General features: G+C 69.6%; 12 protein-coding genes. All 12 read right to left on the bottom strand.

Annotated features, from left to right (window positions below):
* Positions 1 to 128: 128 nt before the first annotated feature.
* Positions 129 to 2,189, bottom strand: coding sequence for a flagellar biosynthesis protein FlhA (gene flhA / locus FHR56_RS05760; RefSeq protein ID WP_184502592.1), 2,061 nt, complete (start codon positions 2,187 to 2,189; stop codon positions 129 to 131).
* Positions 2,190 to 2,206: 17 nt separating this feature from the next.
* Positions 2,207 to 3,337, bottom strand: coding sequence for a flagellar biosynthesis protein FlhB (gene flhB / locus FHR56_RS05755; protein WP_019798439.1), 1,131 nt, complete (start codon positions 3,335 to 3,337; stop codon positions 2,207 to 2,209).
* 102 nt (positions 3,338 to 3,439) lie between these two features.
* On the bottom strand, positions 3,440 to 6,340 hold the full coding sequence (locus FHR56_RS05750) for a diguanylate cyclase (RefSeq protein ID WP_160947161.1): 2,901 nt from the start codon (positions 6,338 to 6,340) through the stop codon (positions 3,440 to 3,442).
* A 271-nt stretch (positions 6,341 to 6,611) separates the two neighbouring features.
* Positions 6,612 to 7,403: a flagellar biosynthetic protein FliR gene (gene fliR / locus FHR56_RS05745; protein ID WP_160947162.1), complete on the bottom strand. Its 792-nt coding sequence runs from the start codon at positions 7,401 to 7,403 to the stop codon at positions 6,612 to 6,614.
* Positions 7,404 to 7,887: 484 nt separating this feature from the next.
* Positions 7,888 to 8,157, bottom strand: a complete 270-nt coding sequence (locus tag FHR56_RS05740; RefSeq protein ID WP_010343869.1) for a flagellar biosynthetic protein FliQ — start codon at positions 8,155 to 8,157, stop codon at positions 7,888 to 7,890.
* A gap of 4 nt (positions 8,158 to 8,161) precedes the next feature.
* Positions 8,162 to 8,992: a flagellar type III secretion system pore protein FliP gene (fliP, locus tag FHR56_RS05735; RefSeq protein WP_160947163.1), complete on the bottom strand. Its 831-nt coding sequence runs from the start codon at positions 8,990 to 8,992 to the stop codon at positions 8,162 to 8,164.
* Between the two features lie 2 nt (positions 8,993 to 8,994).
* Positions 8,995 to 9,411 (bottom strand): flagellar biosynthetic protein FliO, encoded by a 417-nt coding sequence (gene fliO, locus FHR56_RS05730; protein ID WP_184502590.1) that lies wholly within the window; start codon positions 9,409 to 9,411, stop codon positions 8,995 to 8,997.
* Positions 9,412 to 9,419: 8 nt separating this feature from the next.
* A complete protein-coding gene (gene fliN, locus FHR56_RS05725) occupies positions 9,420 to 9,695 on the bottom strand; it encodes a flagellar motor switch protein FliN (RefSeq protein WP_223875781.1) in 276 nt (91 codons plus the stop codon).
* Positions 9,696 to 9,754: 59 nt separating this feature from the next.
* Entirely contained in the window at positions 9,755 to 10,762 is a 1,008-nt protein-coding gene (gene fliM / locus FHR56_RS05720; protein ID WP_019796142.1) for a flagellar motor switch protein FliM, read from the bottom strand.
* Positions 10,763 to 10,774: 12 nt separating this feature from the next.
* Positions 10,775 to 11,293 carry a flagellar basal body-associated FliL family protein gene (locus tag FHR56_RS05715; RefSeq protein WP_019796143.1) on the bottom strand — a complete coding sequence of 173 codons (519 nt, stop codon included), beginning with the start codon at positions 11,291 to 11,293 and terminating at the stop codon, positions 10,775 to 10,777.
* A gap of 251 nt (positions 11,294 to 11,544) precedes the next feature.
* On the bottom strand, positions 11,545 to 12,849 hold the full coding sequence (locus FHR56_RS05710; protein ID WP_160947165.1) for a flagellar hook-length control protein FliK: 1,305 nt from the start codon (positions 12,847 to 12,849) through the stop codon (positions 11,545 to 11,547).
* Positions 12,846 to 13,307, bottom strand: coding sequence for a flagellar export protein FliJ (fliJ, locus tag FHR56_RS05705; RefSeq protein ID WP_160947166.1), 462 nt, complete (start codon positions 13,305 to 13,307; stop codon positions 12,846 to 12,848). The genes FHR56_RS05710 and fliJ overlap by 4 nt, the downstream gene beginning before the upstream one ends.
* Positions 13,308 to 13,309: the final 2 nt, after the last annotated feature.

The raw sequence follows: 13,309 nt of genomic DNA, 5'->3' as shown, positions 1-13,309 counted from the left end.
GCGTGATCGGTGCCGGTACGTGGCGGGCCGCGGTGTCGTGTCTGGTTTTTCGTGATCGTGTTCATTGCTCTCTCCGCTGCCGGGGCAAGGGTGCGATTCCCCATTCCCTATTCCCGATTCCCGTCATCTCAACTGATCGTGCCCACCAGCTTCAGCCGCTTGTCCTCCGGCACTTCGCTGTAGGACAGGACCGACAGCGCGGGGACGCTGTGGCGGACCAGGCGGGCGAGGGCGGCGCGGACCTGCGCCGGCACCAGCACCACCGCCGGTTCGTTGCGCGCCTCCTGCTTGCTCACGCAGTCCGCCAGACTTTGGTGCAAGCGTTCGGCCAGTCCGGGTTCCAGCGCCGCGCCGTTGCCCTGGGTAGAGTCCTGCAAGACACGTTCCAATTGCGGGGCCAGGGTGAACACAGGCAGTTCCGGGGCCATGCCGGCGATCTCCTGGACGATGAAACGGCCCAGGGCGTTGCGCACGGCGGCGGTGAGCGCGCCGGGTTCCTGACTCTGCGGGGCGTGCTCGACCAAGGCCTCGACGATCTTGCGCAGCTGCCGCACCGGGATCTTCTCGATCAGCAGGTTCTGCAGCACCCGCACCACCACCGACAGCGGCAGCGCCTTGGGGGTGAGGTCCTCGACCAGCTTGGGCGCGCTCTTGGCCAGGGTCGCCAGCAACTGCTGCACTTCCTCATGGCCGAGCAGTTCCGGGGCGTGCTCGCGGATCAGGTGCGAGAGGTGGGTGGCGATCACCGTGGCCGGGTCGACCACGGTGTAGCCCATGGTCTCGGCCTGGGCGCGCAGGTGCGGCTGGATCCAGATCGCATCCAGGCCGAACGCCGGGTCCTTGCCGGGAATGCCGTCGATCTTGCCGAGCGCGCCGCCCGGGTCCAGCGCCAGTTCGCGGTCCGGGTGGATGTCGGCGGTGGCCACCGGCACCCCGTGCACCAGCAGGCGGTAGGCGTTGGCCGGCAGTTCCAGGTTGTCGCGGATGTGCACCGGCGGCACCAGGAAGCCGATGTCCTGGGTCAGCTTGCGGCGCACGCCCTTGATGCGTGCCATCAGTTCGCCGCCCTGGGCCTTGTCCACCAGCGGGATCAGCCGGTAGCCGACCTCCAGGCCCAGCGGGTCGATCGGGCGCAGTTCGTCCCAGCCCAGTTCGGCATTGGCCTGGGCCGCAGCGGCGGCCTGCGGCGCCGCCTCGGCGGCGGCCGGCGGCGGCAGCAGGCTGCGCTTCCACATCTTCCAGGCCAGCAGGCCCAGGATCAGCGCCAGCGTCAAGAAAGCGACATTGGGCATGCCGGGGATCAGGCCGACCAGGCCCAGGATCGCCGCGGCCACCGCCAGCGCCTTATGCTGGCCGAACACCTGGCCCATCATCGAGGCGCCCATGTCCTGCGAACGCGAGGCGCGGGTGACCAGCATCGCCACCGCCGAGGACACCAGCAGCGCCGGCAGCTGCGCGACCAGGCCATCGCCGATCGACAGCAGGGTATAGGTGGAGGCCGCCTGTCCCACCGGCATGCCATGCTGCAGCACGCCGACCGCCATGCCGCCGATCAGGTTGATGAACAGGATCAGGATGCCGGCGATGGCGTCGCCGCGGATGAACTTGCTGGCGCCGTCCATCGAGCCGTAGAAGTCCGCTTCCTCGCGCACCTCCTCGCGGCGGGCCTTGGCTTCCTCGCGGGTCAGCAGGCCGGCGTTGAGGTCGGCGTCGATCGCCATCTGCTTGCCGGGCATGGCGTCGAGGATGAAGCGCGCGGTCACTTCCGACACGCGCCCGGCGCCCTTGGTGATGACCACGAAGTTGATGATGGTCAGGATCGCGAACACCACGATGCCGACCGCATAGTTGCCGCCGATCACGAATTCGCCGAAGGCCTCGATCACCTTGCCGGCGGCGCCATGGCCGTCCTGGCCATTGATCAGGATCACGCGGGTGGAGGCCACGTTCAGCGCCAGGCGCAGCATCGTGGTCATCAGCAGCACGATCGGGAAGATGCTGAACTCCAGCGGCCGCTTCACGTACACCACCGCCAGCAGCACCATCAGCGAGATGGCGATGTTGAAGGTGAACAGGGCGTCCAGCACCGGGGCGGCCAGCGGCACCACCACCATCGCCAGCATCAGCAACACGATCACCGGGGCGCCGAGCCCGTGCTTGATCATGTCCATGACTTTGCGCGTGTTCATCTGCGCGGCGGGCTGACTCATGGCTGGCTCCCCGGGGCGAATTCATCGACTTCCAGCGGCGGCAATGGCGGCATCGGACCGCTGCGCCAGGCGCGCAGCTGGTAGACGTACGAGAGGACCTGCGCCACCGCGGAATACAGTCTCACGGGAATTTCCTTGCCGAGTTCGCCTTCCCTATACAAGGCGCGTGCCAAAGGCGGGGCCGAGATCACGGCCACGCGGTGCTGCTCGCCGACCTCGCGGATGCGGAAGGCGATCTCGTCCACGCCCTTGGCGACCACGGTCGGCGCGCGCATGCGCCCGCTCTCGTACTTCAGCGCCACCGCGTAGTGGGTGGGGTTGACCACCACCACATCGGCCTTGGGCACCGCTTCCATCATTCGCCGCTGCGACATCTGCATCTGCATCTGGCGGATGCGGCCCTTGACCTCGGGGCTGCCGTCGCTTTCCTTCATTTCCCGGCGCACTTCCTCCCGGGTCATCTTCAATTTGCGGATGTAATTCCACTTCTGATAGGGCGCGTCGATCGCGGCCAGCAGCGCCAGCGCGCCGGCGGTGTACAGCAGCAGCCGCAGGGTGAACCCCAGGCCGTGGCCGATGGCCTGCTCCAGCGGCTGCAGCAGCAGCCCGCGCAGGAAGTCGACGCTGCCCCACAGGCACAGCAACGCCGCGCCGCCGACGAAGCCCATGCGCAGGATCGATTTCAGCAGCTCGGCGATGGTCTCGGCGCCGTACATGCGACTCAGCCCGGCCATCGGGTTGAGCCGGTCGAACTTGGGGATCAGCGCCTGGCCGGAGAAGCGCAGGGTGCCCATCAGCACCGGCGCGGCGAAGCTGGCGGCGAAGCAGATGCCGACCAGCGGCAGCACCACCCAGAGCAGGCTCAGCAGCAGCTCGCCGAAATGGCCGAACATGGCCTCCGGATGTGCGCGCATCGACAGGTCCGGGCGCAGCGCCTGCTTCAGCCAGGCCACCGCACCGGCGGTCATGGAGGTGGACAGGCCCATCAGGGCGAAGACGCCGGCGCTGAACACCGCCGCCGTCGCCAGTTCCCGCGAATGCGGGATGTTGCCCTGTTCGCGGGCTTCGCGCAGGCGTTTGTCTGTTGGTTGTTCTGTGCGCTCTGCGCCTTCTTCGCTCTCGGACATCGGGGGATGCGCTCGGCCAGGATCGACCCTGCGCACTGCAAGGACCGTGCCGGTCCATGGCCGAGCTCGTTGATGCTGCCGCGGCGCGCCTTCAGGCCCCGGCTAGGCCGGCTGCAGTTCCACCCGGTCGCGGCCCAGGCGCTTGGCCTGGTACAGCGCCGCATCGGCGCGCGCCAGCAACTGCTGCAGGGATTCGCCCGGCCGGTACCAGGCCACGCCGATCGAGGCGGTGATGGCCAGTTGCCGCTCGCCGATGCGCAGCGGCTGCCCGGCGATGGTGGCCCGCAGGGCCTGCAGCCGTTCGCCGCAACTCGGCGGCAAGCCGGGGAGCACCGCCAGCAATTCCTCGCCGCCGTAGCGGCCGACCAGGTCGGCGTCGCGCAGGTTGGCGCCCAGGCGCCGCGCCACCTCGATCAGCACCGCATCGCCGACCAGGTGGCCATGCTCGTCGTTGATCCGCTTGAAATGGTCCAGGTCGATCATCGCCACGGCCAGCGGGGTGTGTTCGGCCTCGCTGCGGCGCATCTGCGCGGCCAGCGCGTCGAGGATGCCGGCGCGGTTGAGCAGGCCGGTGAGGGCGTCGTGCGAGGCCTTCACCGCCAGCGCGGCGCGGGCCATCTCCAGTTCGCGCTTGTCGTGCTCCAGTTCCTCGGTGCGCCGCGCCACCAGATCGGCCAGCTCGCGCTGGCGCTGGTGCAGGCGGCGTTCGCGCCAATGCAGCAGCGCCACCACCAGGCCGCCGCCGAGCAGCAGGTAAAGCGCCAGCATCGGCTGGCTGCGCCACCACACCGGCGCCACCGAGAACGCCACCCGCAGCGGTGCCGAGGCGCTGCGCCGGTAGGCGTCGAGCAACTGGATCTCCAGCACGTAGTGGCCCGGCGCCAACGGCGGTTGCTCGAACTCGAAGTTGGGCGTGTGCAGCCAGCGGGTGTGGGCGCCCTCGAAGCGATAGCGGAAGCTGATGCGGCTGCGTTCGTCGTACAGATCCGGCGAACCGACCGCGATGTGCAAGGGATCTTCGCTCCAGGGCAGGCGCGCGCCCGCGCCGATGGCGACGCCGCCGCGGCTGAAATCCTGCAGCGCCAGCCGCGGCGCCCGCGCCGGGAACAGCCGCGACGGATCCTGCAGGTGGGTGACGCCGCGGCTGCTGCCGAGCCACACCGAGCCGTCGTGGTCCTCCAGGAAGGCCGATTCGGACATGTCGTTCCAGAGCAGGCCCTGCGCCTGGGTCAGCCGCGACCAGGCGCGTCCGTCGTACACGTCCACGCCCTGGTTGTGGCAGATCCAGATCCAGCCGTTGCGGGTATGGCGCAGGCTGTAGATCTGCAGGTCGCGCAATTGCGCGTCGGCCGGCTGCAGGTGCAGGGTGTCGCCGTCGAGCCGGCCCTGCCAGGCACCCGGACCGTACAGGCTGGCCCAGGCCTGGCCATCGTCCAGTACCAGCAGCTTGCTGAGCACCGCGTGCGCCGGCGCCCCTTCCAGCACCAGGCGCAGCGGGGTCCAGGTCTCGCCGCGCAGGCGGAAGACGCCGGCCATGCCTACCACCAGCACGCTGCCGTCGCGGCGCTGCTGGATGTCCGAGTACTCGCCGTCCGGCAGCGCCTGTACCTTTTGCGGCAACGCATCGGCGTCGGCCTGCGCCAGCAGGTAGATGCCGCGATTGGTGAGGATCCACGCCCGACCGCGTGCGTCCACGAACAGCTGTTTGGCGATGCCGTCCAGCGGCGGGTAGGCGCGCAGCAGCCGGCCCTGCGCGTCGTAGTGGCGCAGCACGCCGACCGAGCCGATGCTCCACAGCGTCCCTTCCGCGCCGCGTTGCAGCCCGATCATCTGCGTGCCGTCGTCGCTGGGCCAGCGCTGGAAGCGGCCGTCCGCGCGCAGCCGGTCGACGCCGCCCTCGTTGCCGGCCAGCAACTCGCCTTGTCCGGTGCGCTGGATGCTCCAGGTCGGCGCCCGGCCGATGCCCTGCGACACGTCCCAGTTCTCGATCCAGCCATAGCCGTTCCAGCGCAACACACCTTCGCCGTCCATGCTCAGCCACAGGTCGCCGGCCTGGTCGAAGCGCATGGCCACGATGTTGCCCTCGGGCAGGCCGTGGCGGCGGTCGAAGCTGCGCCAGTGGTCCTGCTCCCAGCGCGCCAGGCCCTGGTTGGTGCGCATCAGCACGCGGCCCTGCGGGTCGAGCAGGATCGGCGTGCGCCACGTCACCAGGGCAGGGCCGTCCATTCCGGGAGGCGTCTGTTCCTGGAAGCGCGCCGCGCCGGCCGGCAGCCGCATCACCTTGCTGCCGCCGACGACCCACAGGGTGCCGTCGCGGTCGCGGACCGCGTTGCGCCATAACTCGGGCGGCAGGCCCTGGGCCTGGTCGTAGCGGGTCGCGCGGCCATCGGCCTCGACCCGGCACAAGGCCTTGGCGCAGCCCAGCCACAACGTGTCGCCGGCCACGAACAGATCGTGGATATCGGCCAGTTCCGGTTGCCGTGCCAGCGTCGCCGCATCGAACAGGGGCCGCAGCTCCCATCCCGTTCCGTCGGCCTTGCGTACCGCGCGCAGGATCCGGTGGTCGTCGAGCACCACCGTGCCCCAGGCGGGCGTGGCCAGGCGCGGGCGATTCAGCTGGCGATGCGACGGCGGGCTGTCGTGCTGCAGCGGGATCCAGCGCGACGGGGTGCCGTCGCCGACGTAGATCGCATCGAAGGTGGCCAGCCACAGGCGTTGCGCGGCATCCTCGGCCGCATCGGAGATGTAGTGGCCGCCGCGGCCCTGCAGCGGCAGCTGCTGGAACTGATCGCCGTTGAAGGCGTACAGGCCGCTTTCGCTGCACACGAGCAGGCTGCCGTCGCGACGCTGCAACAGGCAGGTACCGGCCAGGCCGAGCAGGCCTTGGTCCTGCGCGTAGTGCCGCAACGGGATCACCTGCGCCTGCGTGGCCCCGCTGCAGGTCAGCGCCGCCAGCAGCAGCCACAGCGGCCAGCGCCGGCATCGGCCCAGGAACGTCCCCATGCGACGCTCAGCCGCCGCTGTGCCGCCGCGGGACACGGCGATGGCAGGCACGAGCGAGCGCTGGCGGGTGGTGGAGCATGGCGTGCGCGGGCGGAGGAGGAAGGGCGGACGGCGGCGATCGGCAGTGTAAGGACAGCCGGCCTTGCCGCCGCTCATCCTGACGTCACACTGCTCGCCTTCTGCCGGTATCGGCCGGGTCCCGGCGCAGCTTGAGTGCCAGGGCGTGTCATCCATTCCCCGGCGCGACATGCTCGGGGATGGACGACACGCCCTAGGCGGTGAGCGCGCGCGCCGCGTCGAAGGCGCTGTCGAACAGGCGCTGCACCGGCGGCCCCATCTCGCCGACCAGCAGCGCCAGCAGCGCCAGGCCCAGCACCACCGCCACCGGCAGGCCGAGCTGGATCGGATTCAGCGACGGCGCCGCCTTGGCCAGCGCACCGAAGGCCAGGTTCACCGCCATCATCGCCACCATCACCGGCAGCGCCAGCGTGACCGCACCGCGCATCATGCTCATGAAGAAGTTCGGCGCCACCGAGGCCATCGCCTGCGCATCGGGCAGCGCGGTGCCGATCGGCAGCGCCTTGTAGCTGTCCACCAGCAGCGAGACCACCGCCAGATGCCCGTTGGCGGTGAAGAACATCAGCCCGAAGGCCAGGTAGAACCACTGGCCGAGCACCCCGGAATTGACCCCGCGCAGCGGATCGGCCATCTGCGCGAAGCCCAGGCCGGTACTCTGCGAGACCAGTTCCCCGGCCATCGCCCCGGCCTCGAAGATCAACCGCAGCATGAAGCCCATGCTGGCCCCCACCGCCAGCTCCCGCGCCACGCTCAGCACCACCGCCGCATTGAACCCATCCCAGTCCGGCACCGGCGGCAGCATTGGCGCCAGCGCGATGGCCAGCGTCCCCGACAGGATCACCCGCACCCGTCCCGGCACCGCCTTGGTTCCCACCAACGGCATCACCGTGAACATCGCGCCGATCCGCAGCATCGTCCACAGCACCGCCCCGATCATCGCGAACGCCCGCGACCCATCGACGACCATTTGCGTGGCGGCATCCATCAGCCTAAGACCCCGGAAACCGCAACAAAAGAACGACCCGCAGCGCCAGCTCGAAGCCAACACCCGGTTACCAACGGCACTCCGGCCAACCTCCGACCAACCACGGACACCGCACGACCGGCAACGACGCCAAAGCCAAAGCCGCGATAGCCGCAGCTGCCGCTTTTGCGGTTGCGGTTGCTGTTGTTTCGCTCTTGATCCACCGGGTCCCCTCCGCAGCGGCGGAGCTGGCGGGCAAAACCCCCCGCAGGGGGGCGGCGCACAAGGACGTGCGCCGTTTTCGGCCGGGGCAGGATGCCCCGTCCGAAAATCCCGTCAGCGGAGCGGACCCGCGTAGCGGGCGCTGCGGCGGGGTGTGCTTTCTTTTGGTTACTTTTCTTTGCACAAGCAAAGAAAAGTGACTCGCCGCCAGGCGAAAGCCTTTGCTCTTCAACAGGGAAAGGTTTCCCAGCAACAAGCAGGACGCGAAGAGCAGCCATCCCCGCTACCCAATCAAATGCGGAATACGCTGAAACAGCATCGTCGTGTACTCCACCAGATGCGCCAGCAACATACTCCCCGTCGCAAACAACATCGCCGTCAACGCCACCACCTTCGCGATGAACGCAATCGTCGGCTCATTCAGCTGCGTGGCCGCCTGGAACACACCGATCACCACACCCACCGCCAACATCGCCAGCAACAACGGCCCGGCCACCCACAACACCGTGATCAGCCCACCGCGCAACTCCGTCAACGCCAGTTCCGGACTCATCGCCTCAGACCCCGTTGAAACTGGCGGCCAACGTGCCGACCGTCAGCACCCAGCCATCGACCAGCACGAACAACAGGATCTTGAACGGCGCCGAGATCAGCATCGGCGACATCATCATCATGCCCATCGACATCAGCACGCTGGCCACCACCAGATCGATGATCACGAACGGAATGAAGATCAGAAAGCCGATCTCGAACGCCGTCTTCAGCTCGCTGGTGACGAACGAGGCCACCAGCACCTGGAACGGCACCGCGTCCGGACTGCTGTAGGTGCCGTTGCCGGCCATGCCGGCGAAGGTCATCAGGTCGGTCTCGCGCACCTGCGCCAGCATGAAGGCGCGCAGCGGCTGCGTGGTCAGCGTCCACGCCGTCTGGAAATCGATCTGGCCGTTGAGATAAGGGCTCATGCCCTGGCCCCAGGCCTTTTCCCACACCGGCATCATCACCAGCGCGGTCAGGAACAGCGCCAGGCCCATCAGCACCTGGTTGGACGGGGTCTGGCCGGTCCCCAGTGCCTGCCGCAGCAGGCCCAGCACGATGGTGATGCGGGTGAAGGCGGTCAGCACCAGCAGCATCGACGGCAGCAGGGTGATCGCCGTCATCAGCAGCAGGGTCTGCAGCGGCAGGCTCACCGGCTGCGCGCCGATCTTGCCGACGTTGACCTCGGGCAGCGAGGGCAGGGTGGGCGCGGCGTTCTGCGGGTTCTGCGCGGTCGGGGTCGCGGCCGGCGCCGTGTTGGCCTGCGCCCAGGCGAAGGCGGGCAGCAGGCTCAGCGTCAGCAGGATCAGCAGCAGGCGCAGGCGGCGGGCGTTGCGGTTCCAGAAAAACGGCATGGTCATTTGTCCTTGCGCAGCTTCTGCGCCAGAAGCTGGGCGAAATCGGGAAGCTGCTTGAACTGCTTGATCGAGGGCAGGGTCGGCGCGGGCGCCTGCGGCAGCGGCTCGGGCAACTGATGCAAGGTGCGTACCCCGCCGGGCGAGACCCCCAGCAGCAGCTGTTCGCCGTTGACCTCGACCACCACCACCCGCTCCTTGGCGCCGACCGCCAGGCTGGCGACCACGCGCAGGCCCTGGGCCGGGCGGAAGCCGCTGCCGGGCAAGCGCTTGAGCACCCAGGCCATGGCCAGGATCAGCCCCAGCACCAGCAGCAGCGCGAACACCGCGCCGAGCAGGCTGGGCGCCGACGGCGCCGCGTTGCCGACGCTCGCGCCGTGCTTGGCGGTCTGCGTTGCGGTCTGCGCGGCGACGGCCAGCAGCAGGTTCACCGCAGTCTCCGGATGCGCTCGCTGGGGCTGACCACGTCGGTCAGGCGCACGCCGAAGCGGTCGTTGATGGTCACCACCTCGCCATGCGCGATCAGGGTGCCGTTGACGTACACGTCCAGCGGCTCGCCGGCACCGCGCTCCAGTTCCACCACCGAGCCCTGGTTCAGCTGCAGCAGGTTGCGGATCGGGATGCGGCTGCGGCCCACCTCCAGCGACAGCGTCACCGGCACGTCCAGGATCACGTCCAGGTTCAGGTCGTTGGACTCGGCCATGGCGTCCGGCTGCAGGCTGTCGAACTGGGCCGGCGCCGGCTGGGTGGGATCGGTCTGGGTCATGGCAGGTCTTCCTGAAGAGCGGGGCGGCGGCGCAGCGCGCCGGGGGGATGGGTGGCGGTGATCTTCACCGCGTTCTGGCCGTGCGAAATGCCGAACTCGCCGGTGAACACCGGGATGTTCTCCACGCACAGCGGCACCTGCTTGGGCAGGTCGATCGGCAGCACGTCGCCGATCTTCAGCCGGGTCAGCTCGCGCAGGCTCATCTGCTTCTGCGCCAGCACGCTGGAAATGGTGACCTCCGAGCCGAACAGCTGCTCGCGCAGCATGATGTTCCAGCTCTCGTCGCGGTCCACGCGGTCGCTCTGGATGCCGGCGTCGAGCAGTTCGCGGATCGGCTCCAGCATCGAATACGGCAGGGTCACGTGGATCTCGCCGCCGCCGCCTTCCAGCTCCACGTGGAAGCGGCTGACCACCACGTACTCGCGCGGGGTGACGATGTTGGCGAAGTGCGGGTTGACCTCGGAATTGAGGTACTCGAACTCCACTTCCATCACCGGCGCCCAGGCTTCGGCCAAGTCGGCGAAGGTCTGCTTGAGCATCAGCTGGATGACCCGCATCTCGGTCGGGGTGAACTCGCGGCCCTCGATGCGGGTGGGATAGCGGCCGTCGCCGCCGAAGAAGTTGTCGACCACGGTGAACACCAGGGTCGGCTCGAACACGATCAGGCCGGTGCCGCGCAGCGGCTTGAACTTGATCAGGTTCAGGTTGCTCGGCACGTACAGCGAGTGCATGTAATCGTTGAACTTGATCAGGTCGATGCCGCGCACCGACAGGTCGGCCGAGCGCCGGATCAGGTTGAACAGGCCGATCCGCCACAGGCGCGCGAAGCGCTCGTTGACCATCTCCAGGGTCGGCATGCGCCCACGGATGATCCGGTCCTGGCTGGAGAAGTCGTAGTTGCGCGCTTCGCCCGGCTCGGCCGGCGCCGGCTCGGTGTCCACCACGCCGGCGTCGACGCCATGCAATAGCGCATCGATCTCGTCTTGGGAGAGCAGGTCGGTCATCGCGGCAGCGCCTTACTGGGTGACGAAGCTGGTGAACAGCAGTTCTTCCACGCACTTCTTGCCGGTCTCGGCGGTCATCAGCTTCTGCGCGGTGGCCAGCGCCTCGGCCTGCAGCTTCTTGCGCCCGTCGATGTTGGCGATGTCGGTCGCCTGCACCTGCGAGAACAGCATCAGCAGGTTGGCGCGGATCGCCGGGGCGTTCTCGGTGATCAGCTTCAACTCTTCCGGGTCGCGGGTCATCAGCTGCACTTCCAGCTGCAGGTAGTGCGGGCCGTCTTCGGCGCCGCCATTGAGGTTGACCACGAACGCCGGGTCCATCGCGAAGTACTGCGCCGGCTTGGGGATCTCGGCGGTCTTCTCCTCGGCCTTGGCGTGGCCGCCACCTTCGGGCTTCTTCAGGAAGAAGAACGCGCCGGCGCCGCCGCCGCCCAGGACCAGCACGGCCGCGACGACGATGATCAGCATCTTCTTCGACTTGCCGCCTTCCGGGGCGTCCTTGGCGTCTTTCTTGGATTTGTCGGCGGCTGACACAGTACGGGCTCCTGAGGGGGGGTCTGCCCCTGAGGATGCAATCGCCGTGCCGAAACCGGGCGCTTGGCGCGCCGGGTGTTTGACGGTGCCGCCGCGCGTGCCGCGGGCGATGGCCGAGACCGTTGCGGGAGAAGGGATCGGGGCAGGGACGGTGTCAGCCCCGACGCGTTTCGCAAGCGGCGCGTCGGGGCTGGAAGCGGTTCCCAAGGGCGGACATCATGCCGTCCGGGGTGGCGGCAGCGCCGTCAGGATCAGGCGTAGGCGTCGAGCAGGCCGCGCTGGCGCAGCACCATCGCCGGAATCCCGACGCTGCCGGAGAGGTCGTCGGCGAGCTCGCCGCCGCTGCGGCTGCCGCCCTGCGGCGTGCCCTGCGCATTGGCCTGCTGCTGCTGCGGCTGCTGCTGGCCGACGTCGGCCTGGCCGAGCTGGAAGCCGTGCTGGCCGAGCATGTCGCGCAGGCGCGGCAAGCTGTTCTCCAGGGCCTGGCGCACATCGGCCTGGTTGCTGCTGAAGCTGGCGTTGACCTGGTCGCCGGTCATGTGCAGGCGCACCTCGACCGGGCCCAGCTCGGCCGGATTGAGCTTGATGTGGGCGTGGCCGATCTTCTGGTCGGCCAGCCAGCTGATGCGCGCGCCCAGTTCCTCGTCGAACTGGTTGCCGTGCAGGTTCGGCGTCGGCGTCGGCGAGCCGCTGAACGGCTGCGGATCGGCCAGCCGCGTCGCGGCGTGCAGCGGGGTCGCCGCCGCGGTCGGCGCGATCGCGCTGGGATCGGCGGCGGGTGCGGCATCACCGCCGTCGCCGCTCTTGCCGCCGGCCGCCGCGGCGATGGCGGCCAGTGCGGCCAGCGGAGCCGCGGTCTCGGCGCCGCCGGCCTTGTCGCCCGCGCCGGCCTGCGCCAGCAGCATCGCGCCGAAGCCGCCGGCGGCGGACGCCGGGGCGGTCCCGGCGGTGCCGGCCGTGGCCGCGTTCGGATCGGTGGCGCCGGCGGCGGCCTGCGGCAGGGCATCGCTGCCGCCGAGCAGGGCGGCCGCGCCGCTGGCCACGGCACCGGCAACGCCGACGGCCAGCCCGGCCGCCGCGCCCAGCGGGGTCGCCGTGGCCGCCGGCAGCACCGCCGCGCCGATCGCGGGCAACAGGCCCAGGCCGATCCCGGCCAGCCCGGCCGGCGGCCAGGCGCTCTCGTCGGGCTTGGCGTCGTCGCGCTTGTCCTCGGCCTTGCCCTTGTCCTTGCCCGAGGCCTTGGTCTCGGTGCTGCTCTTCTCGGTGTCCTGGGCGACCTTGTCGCCGGCCTGCGCGGTGCGCGCGGGGTCGCTGGCGGCGTCGTCGGCGGCAGCCGGACGCTTGTCCGCCTGGTCCTTGTCCGCGCCCTGCGCCGGCTTGGCCGTCTCGCGGGCCGCCGGCTTGGGCGCGGTGGTGCGCGCCGAGCCGCCGCCGCCGAGCAGCTTGGCGAAGTCCTTGTCCCTGCCGCCGGTGCGGTCCGCACCCTGGCTGTCGTTGCCGCCGCCGATCTGGCTGGCGCGGCCGCTGCCGCCCAGCGCGGAAAGCGCGTTGTTCATCGTCCGTCTCCGTTCTCGTGTTCGTCGGCGGTGGCGGCCAGGCGCGCGCGGCGCGCGCCGAGGTCGTCCATCTCGCGCTGGCTGCGGCGGTCGTCGACCTTGCGTTCCTGCGCGCGGTAGCTGGCCGCCAGCTGTTCCAGCACCTGCTTGTCGCGGCTGGCCAGCAGCAGCCGGCTGCGCTCCATCTCCACCTTCTCGCGGTTGCGGTCCACGGTCTGGCATTGCTGCTGCACCGCGCTCTCCAGCCGGTCCAGGAAGGCGCGGCGGTTGGCCAGCTGTGCCAGGCTGGTCGCGGCCATCTGGCTGTTGGCGTACTCCTCGGCGTAACGGCGCAATTCCTCCAGCCGCGACTCGTGGGTGGCCAGGGCGCGCTGGCGCTCGGCGAGATCGCGGGCGACCTCGTCTTCGTGCTGCTGGGCGCGGCGGAGCAGGGGATCGAGACGTTGCGATTGCATCATGG

This window comes from Xanthomonas sp. F10 (assembly GCF_014206815.1).
In the GTDB taxonomy this organism is placed as follows: Bacteria; Pseudomonadota; Gammaproteobacteria; order Xanthomonadales; family Xanthomonadaceae; genus Xanthomonas_A; species Xanthomonas_A indica.
Note: the sequence above shows the minus strand (reverse complement) of the source record. Positions and strands in the feature narration are given on the sequence as shown.